The sequence below is a fragment of the Bradyrhizobium sp. GCM10028915 genome (genome assembly GCF_042666195.1).
GTDB lineage: Bacteria > Pseudomonadota > Alphaproteobacteria > Rhizobiales > Xanthobacteraceae > Bradyrhizobium > Bradyrhizobium canariense_D.
On sequence record NZ_JBHTFN010000050.1, the window covers coordinates 1 to 18,365 of the forward strand.

The following is an 18,365-nucleotide window of genomic DNA, read 5'->3' on the forward strand; positions in this document are numbered from 1 at the left end:
CGAACACTCCGTGCCGGGCCAAGTCGACGTTGGGCAGCTTCTCGCCGACGCACCTCAAGATATGCCGCTGGGCGCGCGCACTGCAGAGGCGCACGGCGAAGCGCGCAGCTGGACGGCCTGGTTCGGTGTACTGCTGATGACGCTTGGTGGCCTCTCGCTCTTGAACTCGAGCCGCACGCTTCGGCATGCGTGGAGATTACGTTAGCTTAGATGCGAGGTACAGCCGCCGCGCAATCAATAGATTCCACGAACTGGTATAGTCGAACTGCCACACGTACAAAGATTCCGTGCGCCACACCTAGTTTGGCACGTGCCTTAGACGGACATTCGAGTACGATGACGGTCGCCTTTGGGATCGGACTGCATTATGCGGTACAAGGTGTTCGTGGTGGACGGCAGCCGGCAACTTATCTGCGCTGCAAAGCTCGACTGCATTGACGAGCAGACGGCGAGACGCCGAGCCGAGCAAATGCATGACGAGCACGACGTTGAGCTTTGGCAAGGCGATCGACTCGTTGCTGTGTTCCGAAGTGCAACGTCGAATGAAGATCGGAGCTAACGCGCGATCCTGAATCGACGGCCGGTCTCGCCGCCGAGTTAGTTCGAGCATTGTGAGGCACCCCGGCCTGGCTGGTTGCCGACATGTCGCAGCGACGTCGTCACCGAGGCTCGCTACTGCGGGATGAAGGCGCCAGTCCTCTTTCAGAATAGTGGCAGATGCGAGGAACGCGGGCAATCCGTCCATCGAATCGCCCGAGTGAGCCAACGCGGGTCAACCTTCGGACCGGCGGGTCTCTAAACGGCTCTTGCTCCGCCGCTCGCTTTGGTACGCCGTCTTCTGCCCATCGTTCTTGCTTCCACATGTCGGAGCTTGCGTCGAAGCTTCTCCACCTCTCTAAGCTCCTCCAGCAGCGCCTGGTGCCGTTCATTCAGAACAGCACTAGAAAAAATCTGACGCGTACTCGACATCACATGCCTCAGAAAATGATTTGAAGTAAGAAGTCGACGAAAAGCGAAAGATAAAGAATACTCCACCGAAGCTCAATGAGCTGAAGCCGCAGCCGCCAGATGCTCCCAGTACTCTGCCTCTGCAAGCAGTTTCCAGCTTCTCTCAGGTTGGAGTGCGGCAGTCTGTCGACACAGCAGCGCCATTGCACGAAGGCGGCGGGCAGCTTCCATTTCAACCTCCCATGTTTTCCCCAAACATATTTTTCGTTTTTGCGATGGAGTCATCATGATTATATGACATAATCAAATTTCTCATTTAATGGTAGTCAATTTGGTTCCATTTGTAAGCCGACCGGGAACTGCTTTCGGTTTAAGCTTCACATGGATTTCGAATGCTTGCTCGCCGACCCCCGCTGCGCGGTAAAGCGAACGAGACTGCACGGGACGGCAGCACGAGATGCGAAGCTTCATGCGCGAGCATCGCAATGTCAGAAATCCTAGCCGAGGACTCTTCTCGCCGCCCTCCAGGGCACGTGCGACGGCTACCGAGACAGTTATCTTTCTTTGGCTTTCAAGGTGATGGCAACCAAGACAGCATCAACAGGGTCAGAAGCAATAGATGTCGCGTGCCTGCTGGGCTTCGCTCCGACAGTTCTCATCATGGCGTATGTGGGCGGCCTAAGCGAACGAGCCAACGGGTTGCGCAAGACTTTGCAGCAAACACGGTTGGGAGGATCAAGAAAGAGTATCAGGAGCGGGATTGGGTCGTGCTTCGGAACCTCTCCAGTGGGCTGCTCCTGCGTGATCTCGTGGAGAAAGAGAAATTGCAGTTCGTGCGCCATACGTGTCGTTCTCCGAAGTGAGTTCATAGGCATGGAGCCGGGGATTTATCGAGGGGTCAGTAACCTAAAACAAACGAGCCTGGATGCAGAAACCGCCCCATTAAGTCCCGAGGCCGTTTTGCTTGACTAGAAGCGAGGAAGCAATTTCTCGTCCTCGTGCTGAAAGCGCAATTGAGCCTGGTCCAGGTCGCGGCCCGCTTCAGTAGGGTTGGGCGGGGTCAGGCATCGGCAGATTCGGTGCCTTCGGGAGTATCTTCGACGGGTCGAACTGCGCGAGGATCTGCTTGCCCATAGCCACCGGATCTTTGAAAAAATCCAACGGAGACGGGAAATTGAAGCTGCCTGGCAGAGAGTGCAGGGCGTTGAAATCGGAAACGTCATCGACGCCAAGCACTACCTCCTCACCCTCGACGACGAAGTGCTTCTGGCGGTTCTTCAGAGCGGCCGCGGCAATCCATGGGTAACGCTCGATCCAATCCGTGCCATGCGCGATAGCGGCCGGCACGCGTTTGTCCGCGGATACGTCCTGCTCTCTTGCGAGGCAGCAAAGGATGGGGAACGACGGATGCGCTCGCTCTAAGGCAAGCTGGGCGATTTTAAAGCACAGGGCCATTTTTAAATAAATAAATAATATAATGCCAATTTGAATGTTGACCGATATTTAAAATAGAATTAATTTGAGAGTGCCTGGCGCCGGACGAACGCGTCTGGCCACCGAGAAACGGCTCCCGCATCCCGCCCCTGCTTACGCCATGAGATGTGAGGGGCCGTTTCTTGGCCGATGGTGAGGCGGATCATCCTCCGCATGGCTACGTTTTTATCGTCCCCACCATGACAGCAGCGGTGTTACTGGTTGAAATCGCAATTATTATTGTTCTCGTCACGATTTGACTGACGCGAGAAACTAACAGCTGATGAGAAGCGGCGCGCGATCACGCATGATCGTCTCAGTCAACTCGCCGCATCGTGCGGTCGATTTATCTTGTCAAAGTGGAAAAATGACCCGCCGGTCACACCGGTCGTTTTAGTCGTTGCTCTCACGAGCTAGTAAGGCGCCGCCAGATCCGGTTCATAACAGCTATAAGTGCATTTAGCCGCTCGAGGCGGACTTCAGCGCGGGCGCAAAGCGTTCGGAGAATGTTGCGGCCTTGGCATCCCGGGCTACAGAAAGAGCGGCCGAGATAATCGTTGAACACCCCACGAATGCGATCGCCAGTAAGGCCGCACCGAAAAATAGTTTCCTCATCTTACTCTCCTCGAGAGGACGACCATGCCGTTGAGTCTTGGAGGGCGTTGTTTCGCGTCATTGCGTGTGAGGCTCGAAAGGGTTTCGTGCACGCGGTCGCGACTCAAGCTGGGGTTATGGCGGTAGGACCTGCGTTGTGCGCCGCGCAACAACATATGCTCCCGAAAAGACCGATGGCGGAGAGACGGCCCCGGCTTCAGGGTTGGCTTTTGAGGTACGCCGGAGCCGCTCCGCCAGCTTGGGCAAGCTAGCGAGACAGCAACGGCGCAGTGAGGACACGGGTTCCCCGCCGCGCAGGTCAGGCGAGGTTTAATTGGCACAATGTAATCCGCCGCGCTTTATCTTCGTTTCTACCCTGCGGCAAGCCACAATGCCTCTGACACTGCGGATGATAGGCCTGGATGATTACACGGTTCACGAGGACCGGCAGCTAGTCGGGCGCATCCGCTATGCCAACGAATGCTCCCCGGGGTTCTGGTTGTGGACGTGCATCGTGACGCTTCCCGGTCCGCCGTTCGGGAAAGCTGGCTCACTCGATGAAGCGAAGGGGCGGTTCATGATCGCATGGGAGAATTTCAAGGCGAAGCATACGGCGGAAGAGTTGGGGAAGGCCTTCGCTGAGATGAATCGCGCCAACCGACCAGACCATTATCTGCGCTCAGTGCGTTAGCGCGTCGCATTTGATTGCGACAAAAATTCGCCGGTTCACACTGCGGGCCATTTCCAAGCCGACGAGTTCGTCCCGGCTGTGTAGGCGCCAGCAGTGAGATTGCTCCGGCTTCAGGCCGACTTTTGGGTGGCCGCGGCCGCTCAGTTAGCTCGCGAGGAGCCGGCAAGATTCTCAAGCTCCCTATCGAGGTGTTCGTTCCCTGCTGGTCCACCGTGGGAAATTGACGGGAGGGCGCCGGTTCACGTTGGCTGCCTTCCTCATGTGGGCAACATGACGCCTGTCCCAGTACAGGCGGTCATTCATCCAACTCGCATTTTGAACTAAATCCTAAGTTGGTGGGCTTTTCGTTTTTATCAGCTTCTGTCATGTGGCGACGGTCATTTAGGAGAGACGTGCGTGGCGACAGGTATTGTGAAGTGGCTCAACCAAAGGCTATGGCTTCATTCAGCCCGACGACGGCGGGAAGGACGTCTTTGTCCACATTTCAGCGGTGGAGAAGGCTGGCTTCAGTGGTTTGGCAGAAGGTGCAAAGGTGAGCTACGAGATCGTGAGCGATCGGGGCGAGCAGTCCGCAGGTAATCTGAGACGGTAGGCGTGGCTGGGACAGGGCCCGCCGGTTCGCACAGGCGGGCCGGGCGCTTTGACCACGTATCGAATTTAGTACTCGCTTTGGCGGCAATCTTCGGCGCTTTCACCGCTCCAGTTCCTTGATGGCGTCCTTTAGCAGCTCGAGAAGCCGGATTTCACATGCCCCCATGACGAACTGATCGGCGTCGTCAGGCACGACAATCTGCCCCTGCACGTGTCCATCATGGGATTGGATGATGAAGTCTCGGGCCTTGCACGCTTCGTTGCGGACGTTCGTTATCGCCTCAAGCGGACCCCATTCAATTCTGACAGCTATTGCTAACCCTCGCTCTTAGCGGAACGCGCGCGAGCTACTGCGGGTCATGCGAGTTGAGGAGCGGTAAAGCCGGCACATCGATCGGCTCGCCTGGCGGTCGATCAACCCGGTTCGCTTTCTTTCCGCTGACGAGGACACCAATATAGCCGTCACCCCGCCCTGCGATCATCAGCCAGTGCGGGAATGCCAAGGACATGGTCGCTGGCCTCAAAATACCGCGCTCACGGGCGCCGTAGGACAAACCTATTCAATCATTTCGCGATTGAACAAGTCAAACATTTAATATATTTAATAGATGCATTGTCTATTTAATTGCGAGATATCAAGAGCGCGGGGTGCACTTATGCCCTCGATAGAGTCTATGCACTTCGGCAGCACAGCGCCTTCCGACCAGCACCCCTATGATCGCGAGCCGGGTGCGCCTCCTGCGTGGCGTCCTTCGGCAGGTGGACCAATCGACGCCGAGCCGGAGGCCGCGAATGACACCGCGGGCGAATGGCCTCCGCTCCCGTTTCCTGATGGCTGGTACGCCACCTGCTGAGTTGTGACGCGGCGTCTGCCTATATGGTGCTGGCAACCGGCAAAGCCGGCACTTGAAAGCGTCTGCGGGCCGGCGGGGTTGCCAGTTAGCACAGTGGGCGAGGAGTCACCCAATCAGGATGATATGTAAGATACTCGACAGGCAGTGTCGGAAGAGGCGATACTCTTGAGGCGGGGTGATGGGCCTAGTCGCGTCATTTTGCATGTCTGAAGATGTACTCCGCTTCTACCAGTTAGCTGACGTGTGCAGGGAACGGACGGCGCAAGCCCGTCAGTCCCGTCGACGCGGAGCCGTGGCTAAAGCTTGCAGAGGACTGGCTCGAATTCGCACGAGCCGACCAGCAACGGCGCGCTTACGAGCCGCGCTGCATCCGATGAACAGCGAACAGAAGATCTGGCCGCTCGAGCACCTCCACCAGCTTGTCCAAGATGATGCGCTCGTTATTCCGGGGCCTCGGTTCTAAGTATTTTTCCAAAATGCGCTGGGCGTCACTCACAGCCTGAAGAGCTAGCTGTTCATCCGTCATCTGTTAGCCTCCAGTGGCCAATCAGAACGGAAGAACCTACGTGTAAGATAGTTCCAGATCCTTTATTGCCGGTTGATGATGCGGTGCTCACGATAGGTGGGGAGCCCCCGTCAATGGAAGCCATGCTACTGCTTCCGAGGCGAGGCCATTTGTCTTCAGGGGCATCCCATCCGCGTCCCAGTCTGGAATTTTGGGAGGCAATGGTGAAATTGGCTGCCCTGCCGGTGGACTGGCGCGAGGCTGCCAGGCCGAAGCATAGGGTCAGCGTCAACGCAGTCACCACTAGCAGCGCGGACATGAACTAGCTCACGCGCACCTCTCTCACGCCCGAGAGCGCGCATAGCCGAAGGCTTTGGCCGGAGCCATGCACCGCTGAAAAACACCGACAGAATGACGATCCAGGTTCAGCCCTTCCTTCCGCACCTGCAATTCAAGCCAGTCGATGCCGGACTCGGCCTGAGCCGCCTTCCGGGCGCGGTAGTGCTTCACAATGGTCTGCGCGCTTCGGTATGAATGCCCAGTGATGTCGCAGGTCATCAGCAAGTCGCAGCCAGCCCGATCGAGCAGCATGACGCAGGTATCACGTAAGTCCTGGTCGTGCTTTTGTCGAGTTCGCTGGCGCCATTGACGAACATCAGCGTGGGGCAAGGCTTCAGAACGCCATGCTGTCTCATCGCCATTGCTGTCGCGTGCGGCCTGCGCCAATCCGCCAATACACGCTTGCGCTGGTCGACCGCTCGAGCGCGCTGCGCCCTATTTCCCTCATCGAGAGGAAGAGGGGCAAACAGCCGATCGATATTTTCAATCAGTTCGGCGGCCAGTCGCTCTGCGCGGATAATTGACTGGCGCGTGTTGTCGCGCGAGAAAGCCGAAGATAAATGCGGAATGCGAAGCCCCTTGCTCAAGCCTCACCACGCGAGGATCGTGAAGTTCACTCCCTTCAGGGCAGTCGAGCTGCACAGCCTCTACGCTCGTTCGCTAACGCAGGATAAATCGGGTTCCAGTCACTCCTCGGGGGTCCGCTCCCCCGCGGCTCGCCGTCGCTGCGATTGAGTGCTCGGAGGCGACTGCAATGCAGGTACAGCCGAGGCGCGTCGCTCCGCCTCTTGGACTTTAAGCCGCAGATCTTCCAGCTCTGACAGTTGACAAACGAGGTCGTTCAACCGTTGGACAAGAAGGATCGAGCTATAACCCTGCATCAACGCCCTCCTGAGTCTGCAGCTATCCAGACAGCAAAAGGACCCCAGCCTCAGGGCGGTGAAGCTGGGGCTATCGAGCCGCCTTGGTGAAGGCAGCTGCCCCTTGGGGAGGCACGGGAAAACTTGGCAATCAGTAAGTCGTTCCAAGCCGAACAAAATGAGCCTTGCCTTGGGGCAATGGGGAAAGCTGGGGCCCGACTGCATCGCCCACTTGGGGAGAGGAATCGGGCAAACGCGGTAATTGGCGAGCCCGTACCAACCGCCGTGCCTCCGAAAAACGTTAGCGGCCTCTGTCGTCCTTGCCGTTGGGACAGCCATCGCCGCCGCCGTTACCCCACGGCTCGCTTTTTGCTCGCCTCCAAAAGCGCGTGTGCCGGCGAGTGGGTCGCTCGATAGGCAGTGTCGACCGATCGAAAGCGCAGCCGGACGGCTGTAAATTAGATTGAAATTCCATATTTAATATAGTTTAATATAGAAATTAAACGACGATTTTCAGAGTTTTGGGATCATGCCTCATTCTCCGTCCATCGTGCCTCATCCATATCCACGTGACGTCTATCTTGTGCTCGAGGATTATGGAGGTGGGCTCGGCCGTGCCTGGAGCGAAACCTCCGAAGACGACACTGGTCGAGCGACGCTGATGCGCCAAATAATGGAAGGTCAATACAAGCACCCTGCTCGGATCGTGGTCTTCAACACGGTTGAGGGATGGTCGCGTGATGTAACCGTAGAGATCGCAGATGAACTGCGCCGCTGCTTTGTCGAGTTCGATGACATTGCGCCAGCCGCGTTGGAATTCATCGAGAGAATCGGAAGGAACTGACTGTGATGCGCAGTCGTGCCTTGCTTTGGTTTGCGCTAATCTCACAAACTTATCCGAGATGAGGACGATGAGCGGCAGCACGAACAAACAAGCGACGACGTGGGTGTGAGATAACCGCCTGGTGCGGCATAAGACCAACCCTTCTTGTGTTTGGAGTTGCCATGTCGGTGGGTTATGGTCGCGCTGTTGAATGGGACGGAAAGATCCTGACAGGCTCGGTGGTCGTAAATGGCGTGACGACCAAAGTGACTGCGGACCGAGCGATCATCCATGCGTATGCCGCGGGATTCAGCGATGCGCTCAGTTGGGAGATTGATCGCTTTCGGATAGAAATCTTTGAGAAGCTGATGCCATTCCTCCTTCGTCAGAATAGTTGACGGTAAGCTATGACCTCGCCGCGTGTCGGGGATTTTTCGGCAACGATGCTGATGAACTTCCGCTGCCGTGCACCTTACCTGACTTCCGGCAAGCAGATATCGTCATAGGATTAAAAGAGGCGGAGCATCAATCGATGGTCGAACGCCGCTTTCCTGGCCATCGCGGACCGGGTCCAGAATTGGCACGTGGACGATCTCGATGCCGCAGAGCCCTGTGATGCCCTGCCGCACCTGGAGCTGGCGGTCGCGAACCTGATCGCTATGTTGCGAACGGACGACCTGCGGTCCTAAAGGCCCGTCGGCGAGCCCGAGGCAGGAACGGTAGGAGACGCGGGGCAGCCTCCGCTCGATGGGGAGTCGTCAAGGTCCACGTTCATAGTCGCCAGGATGTAGCCGAAGGGTGAGCGCAAGGCATTCAGTTCCTCGACCTCGATCTCCATCCGTATTCCCCATGCGGAATCGTTGCGGTGATCTCGACGTCATTGCCGCCGACACGCGCCAGGCTGCCACCCCGAAGCACAAGGTCAGCGTCAGGGCGAGGGCAAGCAGAAGCATAGAGACGAAATGGCTCACGCGCGTGTACCCGCAAATCTGAAACCAGTTGAGAGCGTGCACAGAGGCGCGATTCGGAAAATGCAGACGATCTGACGCATCGGCCGTTTTCCCCATCCTTACACGGGGCCAAAAGCGCTCACGATCCCGATCGTGATCGGCACGAGCGCGACCATCACCCACAAAGCGGGCGAGCTGGAGGACAGGCCAACGACCAGTATCAAAACACCGATACCTACGAGGGCCGCTGAGATTGCGTAGGCGACTGCCTTTTCCATCTATCGATCCACGACAACAAGGGATCGGTCGCACAAGGACTCGAGGCAAATCGAAACGTTCCTTTCTTGATTTAACTCGGCCATAAAATCCCATTTAATGCTAGTTTTGCAACTTAATTTCGCCAAATTAAAAGGCGCTTTCTGCGCGTCGGGGCAGGGCTATTAACCCGGAGTCCTGCATGTTTACTCGAGTAGTCGTAGCTTTATTGCTCGCTTTTGCGACATCCATTTCATCTGAAGCGCGCCCCTTGCGCGCCGCTTTGCCACCTGAATGCAACGTGGTTATGCCATGCGACTTTTCATCTTCGCTGGTGCAGGCGCAGAGATACACGAGACCGGCACCGCGCCTGCAGCGAGGTGCCGTTGCTAGCCTACGGATGTCTGTGGCCAGCTCAGGGGCCTTAAGTAGTGAGATCGTTAGCGGTCGTCCGGCCGGTTGCCCTCGATCGTTCTGCGGATGTGGTGCGGCGATCCGAGTGTTTGGTCGGGTAGTACCGGAACTGAACCTCGCAGCCAATTGGCTGCGCTTTCCCCGCACCTCGCCAGCACCGGGAATGGTTGCCGCGCGACGTGGACACGTCTTCGTCCTTGAACAGCACATCGCTGGTGACATCTGGAAGGCGTACGATGCCAACTCAGGTGGGCACGCAACGCGAATTCACCCGCGCTCCCTGCGAGGGTACACCATCGTCAACCCTCATGCGGCTTAAAGCCATCGCGCAGCGTTCCCGTTAGAGTTTTCTCGCCACGTTCCGGAGCATCCGGTTCGCGGCTTCCGCTCAAAAACAGGGACGCAGCAGTTTTCGCTGCGGCCCTGAAGTTGCAACTTGATTCTGCGCCGGCTTGTTCTCGCAGTTTGTCCCGAACACCGAGGTTGTGATAGGTCCGCCATCATGGGAGGCTTCAATGCAGCCTGGGCGTTCCATGACGATCATTGGTGTTCACATCAGAACGATAGAATTCGACGATGCGGTGCTTCATTGAGACCCGGACACGATAACCAGCGGATATCCACGCTCTCGCTTGAGGACCTGCTCTCTTCAGTGTGCTCCACCACGCAGTGAAGGTGTAGGCCGATCTCGGCAGAGGCTTCCCCAAGATCGCTTCAATTTCTGAAAAGGTGAGGCGGAGACTTTGACCGTTCTCCGTTCGCAGCCTTTCATGCAATGGCTGGTAAATCGACCTCGGCATGCGAGCACCATATCGACAAAATGGGCCGGCTGCCCGGCATTGGAATAGCAGACTGGTGCATATAGAGCGCGGAGGCAAAAGGCATTATCATTCAGGTCTGCAAGACCTCGCGGAGCCTGACGCAGCGACGTCTCTTCAGTGTTCCCTTAGCTCTAGGTCTCTCAGCAGCACGTGGAGAAAGTCGCTGGCGTGGTCATAGCGTTTACGACCATTCACGATCTCGCGGGTGCGCGGCTCCAGTGTGCTGGCGATGGCTTCAGCGCCGGGTAGATCAGCCTGGTGCGACCACTGCTGTAGCAGCCGATCAGGAATGCCTTGAGCGGATCCAGGCATCTTCAACACACAATAATCGCCATTGTGCTTGTGATCAGCTTTCGCATAAAGAGCGAATAACGCTCGAAAGGCATTACGGGAAACGGCAGGTTTTGCCATTTAACATCCCCAACGTAAAATCGACTCGCTTTAAGTTTAGAAATCTGACGCGTTAACAAAATAAAATCCAGTGTAATTTAATCGCTTGCCCTCGAAAAAGAGGTCATCAGAACTGACGTAAATCGAAGCACTGTGCGTCACAGCTCGCGCCGCCCTGCATCTCCGATACCCTATGCTGCTACGGGACAATCGACCTTAGCAGGCGGCCGAGTAGGATGGGCGGGGCAGGGGCTGCCCCGCAAAATTGCTACCAGACCTCGCAAGTGACTGAGACGAACCGATGTTCGCTCAACCCGCTCCCGAAGTCGCTCTCGTGCGCATGATCAGACAGTCGGTCTGGCGCTGCCCGGTCAATAGCGCGCGATAGATCTGTCCCGATCGAGGCCAGTCAATTTGCATCGGCTGCGGCGACCTACTCGATCGGGGTGTCGCGACCGCAGGCCGGCACCTAGCCGCTCGATAGGCATTGTCTGGTCGCCATTTCATGGCTTGACGTAGGTCCATCCCTGCTCCTGCAACTGCATCACCCTAACGACGCCCGACCTCACCACTTGGGCTTGGGCAACGATCGGAATGTCTTTATTTTCGGCCTTTTGCATTTTCTCTTGCGTGTTTCCACAGGCTTTGAATGATACTTCCGGCGTGCTCAGAGCCATTTCCTCAATTCGCGCTTTCACCGGCGATGTGTCATCGCGGAGCATATGGAGGCCGGGGCCGAAGGTAATCACCTCCACTTTCACTCCTTCACCAACCTCCTTGTAGTATTGCGCGACGTTGAGTGCATTGTTCAATGCAAGATTCATTGACGCGGAGTCGCTTGTGTTGACCTGAAGGATTAAGCGGTGCTCTTTCTTGGCAGCAGACGATGGCGCGATGCGCGCCAGCTCAAATTGTTTTGGCGTCGCGGCCCGCGCCGATGAATTCGCGTGCGTTCTTGCCGCGCCATGTGTTGAGGCTGCAGGCAAACTGGGCTGTGCCGAGAGCAGGCGAGTCTCCTGTGCCGCGGAACTAGACAGCCCGACCGGGAGCGAGATGATTGTCGCGATCATCGCTGTGATAATCTTCGGAAATTTGTGCATTATGTTGTTTCTCCAAGCAAGCTGAGGTTCATGATCAATTGTTGGGCTTCGCGATCGCGCGTGGCCATTTGCATGTTGCCGCCAATTTTGCACGTACGCTCTCGATACCATCGAGAGCGAACACTGCACCGGCGCTAGTCCCCGTTCGGCGTGACACATGCACGGAAAGTTCGCTGTGGCCTGGGATCGATTGCAACAGGCGAACGACATCGCCTTCAAGCGCGACACCGCGTACCGACGTAATTGTTGAGACCTGAAGAGGTGGATCATCATTGATGCGCAGGGATAGGGTGTAATCCTCGCGACGGCCCGACAGGCCGGCTCCATCAAGCAACACTTCGGTCAGGCCGCCGCGACAGCGTATCGACAGGCTCATTGCTGCGTCCCCTTGAGATGGTAGTGTCGCCTTGATGATCGATGAATAATCAACTGGCGAGGTGGTCTCGCTGACGATCCACGCCCCGGCTCCATTTGCGGGCCGATCAGAGACGCGAACCGGCGCCATAGGGTCTTCGGCGCCTCGGGCCCGAGCGAGGTCATTTGCGATCGCGAGCGTCACGACGAGAGCGATCAGGGTGAACGTCATTGCGCCGCCTGGCTCGAACGCGGCAGACGATCGAGCCAGGCCTGCGCCGCGGGAGAACGCGTCAGGCCAGGGACCGTCGCCGCCAAGTTGATCGACTTCCATTTCGGATCGAAACCGGGCTCCTGCAGTTTGTTGATCCGCGAGAACAGGCGGTCAACAAAGCGCGCCACACGATTAAAGCGATTGGATTTGATCGGCCAATTGAAAGCGACCAGCACGGTTGGAACGGCAATAGTTGTCACGCGTTCCCCCTGCCTGATCAAGTTTGGATAATCAGCTGCGTCCAGCCAAGATGGCAGATAATAATCTTCGAACTTGCTCTCGTAGGGGACCGGCAAGAACTTGAAGCCGGCATCCCAGCGACCACGTATGAATGCATCCACCGGCTTCGATGTTATGAAAACGACGGCGGCCAGCTCACCCCTGCGCATTTGTTCCATCGCAACCTGATGGGGGATGAATGCCTTATCGACCTCGATCCCCAGCCGGCTGAAGATCAGCGGGCCCGAATAAGCTGCGGCGGTACCTTGGGTGTTGAAATTGACCTTCTTTCCGACCAGATCACTCAAGCTCTGAATTTCGGGCCTGACGAATACGTGCAGTTCAGATGGAAACAGGTTGAGCACATAGGTGATCCGTCGCTGGATGTCCGGCACTTGGCTCTTGTACTCGTCAAGTGCGTCGGAATTGATGATTGCTGCATCAATGCCCCGCAAATACAGCAGCGAATTGACGTTTTCGGTTGCGCCACGGGTCACGATGGGCAGCACGTGGAGGTCCGTTCCATCATCGGCCACTCGCGCCATTTCCGCGGCAAGCCGAATGGGAGCTCCTTCCAGCAGACCTCCGGCTATTCCGACAGTCCAATCGTTCATGGCCGCAATTTCCGCCCTTGCATGATCCGCACGTGCCCGCGGAGTCTGCTGGGCCATTGCTGGGCAACAGCCCATGATCAAAAGCGGAGTGGCTATCACGATGAGGAGAAACCAAGAGCGTATTCCAACCAGCTGCTTCATCGATCCGGCTCCCCTAGGAACGTCTACTCTGTTTTGTCCGCTGCGCTCTTCACTTCGACACGTAAGTTTAAGTTCGATCTGCTAGTCGATACAGCGCAGGACCATTTGTCTGCACCGATGCTGCTAATGACCAAGTGCGTCGAATCGCTCCCTTGCCTCCTTGACCCCTCCGGCTGCTGCTCTGGCGTAAAGCTCTCGCGCCTTGGACGTGTCGCCGCGCGTTCCGCTCGCGCCCCATTTTGCAAGCAGGCTCGGATCATACGTTTCCGCGAGGGCGAAACTTGCCGGTGCGCTCCCTAATTCAGCAGCACGCTCCAGGACAACTCGTGCCGCGCCAATATCGCCTTGTCGAAGCAATCCGGTTGCGCGAGCGATCAATCGCACGAGTTCGGCGGCGTTTTCGTTCCGGAGAACCGGGGATGGCGCCTTCGGCTCAGCTGCTGTGACCACGAGCTCTCGCGCGAATTGCGCGGGCGGCGCCTGCGGCGATCCCAGCAGCAGTGTTCGGAGCAGTTCCCTTGTTGGCGAATTGCCGGCTCCGCCTTCACCCGACACCCCGGCGGGTAGCCACGGTCCGATACTCGTGCGCGCTGCGGCAAGTTCTTGCTCATCTCGGCCGGATTGGTTGCATTCTCGCCGGAGCTGATTTTTCAACTGTTCGGCTCGATCATCGTTTGCCGCGGCTTGCGCTTCATAGGCGAACAGCTTGGAACGCGCCAACGAGAGCTCTTGCGCCAGCGCATCTGCTCTTTCGTGCTCCTCCTTTAATGAGAGCTTCAGTTTAGCCGAGGTATTCTCCGCTGTTCGTTTGGTCTGCATCGTTTCTTCGGTTGCCTTCGCGATCTGCTGGGATCGGTTGTCGAGCTCGATTCGCGTCGTCGCGAGCGTCTCCTCCAGCTGTTTGGTACGATCGTGCTCCTGTCGGAGGCTTGCCTGTACCTGAGCCTCCGCTGCCTCTTTTGCACTGATCTCTGCGGCTTGTCTGGTTACCTCTGCGGACTGGGTCTCCAGGTCGTGATGAGCGGCTGTCAGATTCTGCTCCAGCCGGTTTGCCCGATCTTTCTCCCGCTCGACAGCCTGTTGCAGCTCTCTCGGATCGCTCTGTGCCCGGCGTTCGGGTTCGCGACCCTCTGCGCCGATTTCGCGGCTTAGCCGTGCCTGCACTTCGAAATCGTTGCGCGCCTTGACAAGTTCCCGTTCCAGACGCTGCGTGTGCAAGCGCTCCTCCCGGAGCGATTTCTGGAGCTCATCGGTTTCATTCTCGGTGGCCTCCGCAATGCTGGTCCATTGCTCGCGTGCATGCTGCAACAGCCCCAGCACGGTATCCTGCTCCCGTCGGCATGTTCGAAGGTCAGCAGCAAGGGCCCGTATCCTCTCCTGTTCTGTGGCGAGCACTTGCCGCGATCGCTCGGTATTGCTGATTGTGGCTTGTGCGAGCTTCAGGGGTGTCGTGTCGGCAGATGGTTTCAGCCGCGCCGCGCGCCACCCTCCCGAGCCGGTCGTGCCGCGCAAGTGCGTCGCCATGACATGGGCGTCGCTCGCCGGCCGATTTGGCTGCTGCGCGAGAACGGGTATGGTCAAAACCGATATTATCGTCAGGACAGTCGGTGCAACCCACGCCGACCTTGTTGCGCAGGTGCGCGCACAGCTACGAACACAATCCGAGGCAATCCACACGTCTGCGCGGCGAACGGGCGATCCAAGGCCCGACCCTGCCTGCATCGACGCTTGTGCCCACATCCGCGACATTAATGCGTCAATCCGTTTCTCAATTTCAATTTACCCTCAGGCAAAAATAAACCATATTTTATTTTATTCAATCATTTATCGCCAATTAAATGTTCGGCCGATGCTGCCGGTCGCTTGAGAAGGAGATCGTCCAATGCTCCACCGACTCCCCTCGCTGATCATTGCGATTATCACGAGCGTAGCTGTGCTGGCCCTGGCCCAAGCAGGCGGCGCAGTGGCGGGCTCCGCGGGTGCCGGCACTGGGACGGGCACGGGCAGCGCCAACACTGGTGGGTCAGCTCCGTCCGGCATGGGTACAAATGCGAGCAGCGCCAACCCTGGTCCATCGGCGCCTCCAGGAATAGGGACACGAGACGTTGGTACCGGTGCAAACCTGAACCGCACCAGTCAAACCAACAGCACGGACGTTCAACCCACCACGTCGAAGTCGCGGGCGGCGGCGCAGGCCAAGAGAACTGCCTGCGCTGGCCACGCTCAAAATGGTCTGCCGATCGGAGCTTTTGGCACCGGCACGAGCAACGAGGAGCAGATGATCGTTGGACCGTCACCTAACCGAAAAATACCGGCAGCGAAGGTCGACGGAAATATCGCTGGAATAGTTGGTAGGGGCTCCAGCCTTTCGGACCAAGTGAGCCGGCCGCGCGCCGCACGAACTGGGGAAAAAGTGCTGGACGCCGCTGGACGCCAAAGTGCAAGTCCAACGGCGAACGACAGTTTCGCATAAGCGCATTCCCGCCTCAGAAAACAGAACTCGGTAGTCTGAGCGGACCGAGCCGGGCAGCCGAGCGCGCTTTGGCGTCCCTGCTCAGGTCTGCGCGCCGCCCGACGAAGGCGCCGGCAGGGCTTGGTTCTCCATGGGGCGCCTTGAAGAGGACTGACGCCCGGCACACGGCCGAGTGGGATTTGGGCTAGGCGAGAGCATTCACGCGGTTATGCGAGCGCTCGATTCCGCGGCATTCGGATCACGTCCGATCGGTCGGAGCGAGGAGCCAGCCGTGCATTGTTCGAAATGCTCGCGAAGCATGTCATTAGCCAAGTGCTCCCAGAACTCAGCTTCGGCGAGAAGCTTCCAGCTTCGATCTGGATGATGCGCAGAAGTCTGTCGGCACAGCGACGCCATCGCGCGCAAGCGGCGTACGGTCTCCATCCACTCCTCCCATTATTTTTCCCCACCTTATTTTCTGTTTTGCGTCATATTAATTATGATTATACCGGATAATCAAATTTGCCTTCCGTGGCGCGACTACCGAAACGATTTGACGCGAACGACTTTCGGCTTTGCTTTCAAATTGTCTTTCAGATGAAGCGCTGCTTCATAAGACTAAAAACAGATAAAAAGTCAGGCTTAAACCAACTCAGGTGCGGGACATGATCCGCAGCATGCCGCTCGTGGATGATCTCGGTCAGAGCCGGAAAGGGACGCCGGATCCAAGTGCAGCACTTTTCCCGACACAGAGCCTTCACTCGCATCGGCCTGCCTTGAAACCCCGCTGTGCGCACGCCTCATTGGGGAGCGATCGGGCGGCTTGGAGCTGTGCAAGGGTTATCGGAGGCTTCAAGGTCGATCCGTGAAACGATCGTCTTCGAGTTCGCTGAAATTACGCGCGCCGCTCGCCATCATTGAATCCGCGTGCGGCAACTCGTCCCAAACCGGGGCCTACGCATCCGTGACGCCGGCCCTAGTCTCGCTCTTTCTCCGAGGCTTCGCCCTTCCGCCCTTCGCACTTGCTCTCGTAGCCTGTGCAATTGGGCAAGCAGGCTAACGAGCTCCATCGCCGTTTGACGCAGAACAGCCAAGCGGCTGCAAACCCCACTACTCACTACAATACCCCCAAACAGGCCCTTGCAGGATCAGCGATCGGAAGCGTTAGTTTGCGCCGACCTGCCGGTGTGACGCTTAACCTCCGGTTCATGAGGGCGTCAGTTCGCTTTACGACGATAGGCCAAAATATTTCGCATCCCTCCAGTAAGCCCTGGCAGAAATAGCCGCCAAGACAGGAATCTGGATGAACGCTGCGCCATGATTGAGCGCATCCAGTCCGCACCAAGACTTGTTCCCAGCGGGTGCGGCAACCATGCCGCAACAGGTCAACTCCGCACACGGGGCGTCAAATGACGCGGTCGGCCCAAATTCGTGTAATGCTAGTCAGTTCGGCTCCGCGTCTGTACCGAAGCCCGCTACGCATCAGCACAGCGGCGCTTCCTCGAATATCTCCCCGGGCCGCACGACCGGCTCATCGACCCAGGCCTCGCGAGCGAACCAGTTGTGATTGGCGCGACAGACCGGGCAACGAGTATTGCCATAAAACACAACGCTCCGCAGGAAAGCCTCACGGTCCGACCTAATACCAGTAGGAATCGCGCGACCGGTTTGCGGACATTTGACCATGATCATTCCCATGCGAGCCTCCCTAGGAAATTATTATTCGTTGTCGAACGAAAGAGAACCGGCCGGCTGGAGTGCGTCGTCATCTCAGTGTGGGTTACTTGGGGGGCATCGCACACTGGGAGTGCTTGTTCGAGCAGGGCGGGTTGCTCGTGACCACGTTTTTCCAACCGGCCGGATCGCTGCTTGAGCGATTCCTTGGACGCCGCCGCTCTTTGGCTCGACAGCGCGGGCGTTGATTATTCGTCTCTCGAAAGCTCCTGGGGCGCCACTGAAAATGGGCCAATCTGAGCGGGTGTGAGTTTTGGGCGTGCTATGCCGCTCGCGACGAAGACGATCATGTCGCCCGTGATGGGCAAATTGGCTAATTCGATCACCGGTTTCACTCCACTCTCGTCAGCGAAATATTCGTCGTTAGGATTTAATCCTGCAAATTAAGCCTTGCGCTGTCGGTCTGGTTTGCGACTCTCGTCAAGTTTTATTTTTTGCTGTCCTGCACGCAGGAGGCCAAGATCATCGCGGCGATTTCTGCGACGTTGTTCTCGGTAGGCTGTTATTTCTACGCAGGACCCGCTTCTTGGTATTTGAATGGTTGCATCCGGTTCAAACATGAAATAAATATTGATTATATTGAGATCATATAAATCTCGTTGTTAATTGTTGTCAATGACGTAAGCTGTTTTCGTCATTTTTTTGGTCGGAGGAGACGATGCGGGAATCAGTCCAGAAGAAGCGCAACTCCACCTCGGCTGCGAAGCAGTTGGCTCAAATGCGCGAGAACCTAGCGAGCATCAGCGAGAGGGAGCGCGTTCTAGGAGAGCGGAGTGCTGCTCGCGAACTTTACCGCTATCTGCTGGACTCTCACCGGTTGACCGCGCCGGCGACCTTTCTCGGAGGACAAGTGTTGAATATTTCTCCATCTGGGGTGAACGAGGGTGGTCAGCTGGCGGCGTGACCGGGGGCCGTATGGTCATTCGAAACGAATCTCAGTCAGGCGATGTGCATCCGCACTGAAGGTGG

General features: G+C 57.3%; 17 protein-coding genes and 2 pseudogenes. 7 read left to right on the forward strand and 12 right to left on the reverse strand.

Features of this window, described 5'->3' with window-relative positions:
• Positions 1-205, forward strand: a pseudogene (locus ACFQX9_RS28500) (hypothetical protein); the annotation flags it as partial.
• Between the two features lie 1,784 nt (positions 206-1,989).
• Here ACFQX9_RS28500 and ACFQX9_RS28505 read toward each other — a convergent pair.
• Positions 1,990-2,295, reverse strand: a complete 306-nt coding sequence (locus tag ACFQX9_RS28505) for a hypothetical protein (protein WP_346283654.1) — start codon at positions 2,293-2,295, stop codon at positions 1,990-1,992.
• Between the two features lie 1,111 nt (positions 2,296-3,406).
• On the opposite strand from ACFQX9_RS28505, the gene ACFQX9_RS28510 reads away from it, so the two are divergent.
• On the forward strand, positions 3,407-3,706 hold the full coding sequence (locus tag ACFQX9_RS28510; protein ID WP_026233247.1) for a hypothetical protein: 300 nt from the start codon (positions 3,407-3,409) through the stop codon (positions 3,704-3,706).
• 396 nt (positions 3,707-4,102) lie between these two features.
• Positions 4,103-4,298: pseudogene (locus ACFQX9_RS28515) on the forward strand (cold-shock protein).
• 1,205 nt (positions 4,299-5,503) lie between these two features.
• Here ACFQX9_RS28515 and ACFQX9_RS28520 read toward each other — a convergent pair.
• The 4 genes from ACFQX9_RS28520 to ACFQX9_RS28535 form a co-directional block, all read right to left on the reverse strand.
• A complete protein-coding gene (locus tag ACFQX9_RS28520; RefSeq protein WP_377791188.1) occupies positions 5,504-5,677 on the reverse strand; it encodes a hypothetical protein in 174 nt (57 codons plus the stop codon).
• 321 nt (positions 5,678-5,998) lie between these two features.
• Positions 5,999-6,214 (reverse strand): hypothetical protein, encoded by a 216-nt coding sequence (locus tag ACFQX9_RS28525; RefSeq protein WP_247477875.1) that lies wholly within the window; start codon positions 6,212-6,214, stop codon positions 5,999-6,001.
• Positions 6,214-6,582, reverse strand: coding sequence for a hypothetical protein (locus tag ACFQX9_RS28530; protein ID WP_143274148.1), 369 nt, complete (start codon positions 6,580-6,582; stop codon positions 6,214-6,216). The genes ACFQX9_RS28525 and ACFQX9_RS28530 overlap by 1 nt, the downstream gene beginning before the upstream one ends.
• A 772-nt stretch (positions 6,583-7,354) precedes the next feature.
• On the reverse strand, positions 7,355-7,780 hold the full coding sequence (locus ACFQX9_RS28535) for a hypothetical protein (protein ID WP_158091771.1): 426 nt from the start codon (positions 7,778-7,780) through the stop codon (positions 7,355-7,357).
• Positions 7,781-7,860: 80 nt separating this feature from the next.
• Here ACFQX9_RS28535 and ACFQX9_RS28540 point away from each other — a divergent pair, with 80 nt between their 5' ends.
• Positions 7,861-8,076 carry a hypothetical protein gene (locus tag ACFQX9_RS28540; protein WP_018456770.1) on the forward strand — a complete coding sequence of 72 codons (216 nt, stop codon included), beginning with the start codon at positions 7,861-7,863 and terminating at the stop codon, positions 8,074-8,076.
• Between the two features lie 671 nt (positions 8,077-8,747).
• Here ACFQX9_RS28540 and ACFQX9_RS28545 read toward each other — a convergent pair.
• Positions 8,748-8,906, reverse strand: a complete 159-nt coding sequence (locus ACFQX9_RS28545; RefSeq protein ID WP_018456767.1) for a hypothetical protein — start codon at positions 8,904-8,906, stop codon at positions 8,748-8,750.
• A gap of 179 nt (positions 8,907-9,085) precedes the next feature.
• Here ACFQX9_RS28545 and ACFQX9_RS28550 point away from each other — a divergent pair, with 179 nt between their 5' ends.
• Positions 9,086-9,616 (forward strand): hypothetical protein, encoded by a 531-nt coding sequence (locus tag ACFQX9_RS28550; RefSeq protein ID WP_377791189.1) that lies wholly within the window; start codon positions 9,086-9,088, stop codon positions 9,614-9,616.
• A gap of 616 nt (positions 9,617-10,232) precedes the next feature.
• On the opposite strand, the gene ACFQX9_RS28555 is transcribed toward ACFQX9_RS28550, so the two are convergent.
• From ACFQX9_RS28555 to ACFQX9_RS28575, 5 genes are all read right to left on the reverse strand, one after another.
• Positions 10,233-10,529 (reverse strand): hypothetical protein, encoded by a 297-nt coding sequence (locus ACFQX9_RS28555; RefSeq protein ID WP_247477880.1) that lies wholly within the window; start codon positions 10,527-10,529, stop codon positions 10,233-10,235.
• Between the two features lie 482 nt (positions 10,530-11,011).
• Positions 11,012-11,608 carry a DsrE family protein gene (locus ACFQX9_RS28560; protein WP_085349057.1) on the reverse strand — a complete coding sequence of 199 codons (597 nt, stop codon included), beginning with the start codon at positions 11,606-11,608 and terminating at the stop codon, positions 11,012-11,014.
• 34 nt (positions 11,609-11,642) lie between these two features.
• Positions 11,643-12,194, reverse strand: coding sequence for a hypothetical protein (locus tag ACFQX9_RS28565; protein WP_085349056.1), 552 nt, complete (start codon positions 12,192-12,194; stop codon positions 11,643-11,645).
• The gene (locus ACFQX9_RS28570) at positions 12,191-13,210 is read right to left on the reverse strand and encodes a TAXI family TRAP transporter solute-binding subunit (protein ID WP_085349055.1); all 1,020 of its coding nucleotides are present in this window, start codon (positions 13,208-13,210) and stop codon (positions 12,191-12,193) included. Before ACFQX9_RS28570 ends, ACFQX9_RS28565 begins: the two co-directional genes overlap by 4 nt.
• Positions 13,211-13,333: 123 nt before the next feature.
• Positions 13,334-14,791 carry a hypothetical protein gene (locus ACFQX9_RS28575; protein WP_085349054.1) on the reverse strand — a complete coding sequence of 486 codons (1,458 nt, stop codon included), beginning with the start codon at positions 14,789-14,791 and terminating at the stop codon, positions 13,334-13,336.
• Here ACFQX9_RS28575 and ACFQX9_RS28580 point away from each other — a divergent pair.
• On the forward strand, positions 14,784-15,077 hold the full coding sequence (locus tag ACFQX9_RS28580) for a hypothetical protein (RefSeq protein ID WP_143273084.1): 294 nt from the start codon (positions 14,784-14,786) through the stop codon (positions 15,075-15,077). The genes ACFQX9_RS28575 and ACFQX9_RS28580 overlap by 8 nt on opposite strands.
• A gap of 2,067 nt (positions 15,078-17,144) precedes the next feature.
• On the opposite strand, the gene ACFQX9_RS28585 is transcribed toward ACFQX9_RS28580, so the two are convergent.
• Positions 17,145-17,360: a hypothetical protein gene (locus ACFQX9_RS28585; protein ID WP_085349052.1), complete on the reverse strand. Its 216-nt coding sequence runs from the start codon at positions 17,358-17,360 to the stop codon at positions 17,145-17,147.
• A gap of 694 nt (positions 17,361-18,054) precedes the next feature.
• Here ACFQX9_RS28585 and ACFQX9_RS28590 point away from each other — a divergent pair.
• Positions 18,055-18,300, forward strand: a complete 246-nt coding sequence (locus ACFQX9_RS28590; protein ID WP_085349051.1) for a hypothetical protein — start codon at positions 18,055-18,057, stop codon at positions 18,298-18,300.
• The last annotated feature ends 65 nt before the right edge of the window (positions 18,301-18,365 follow it).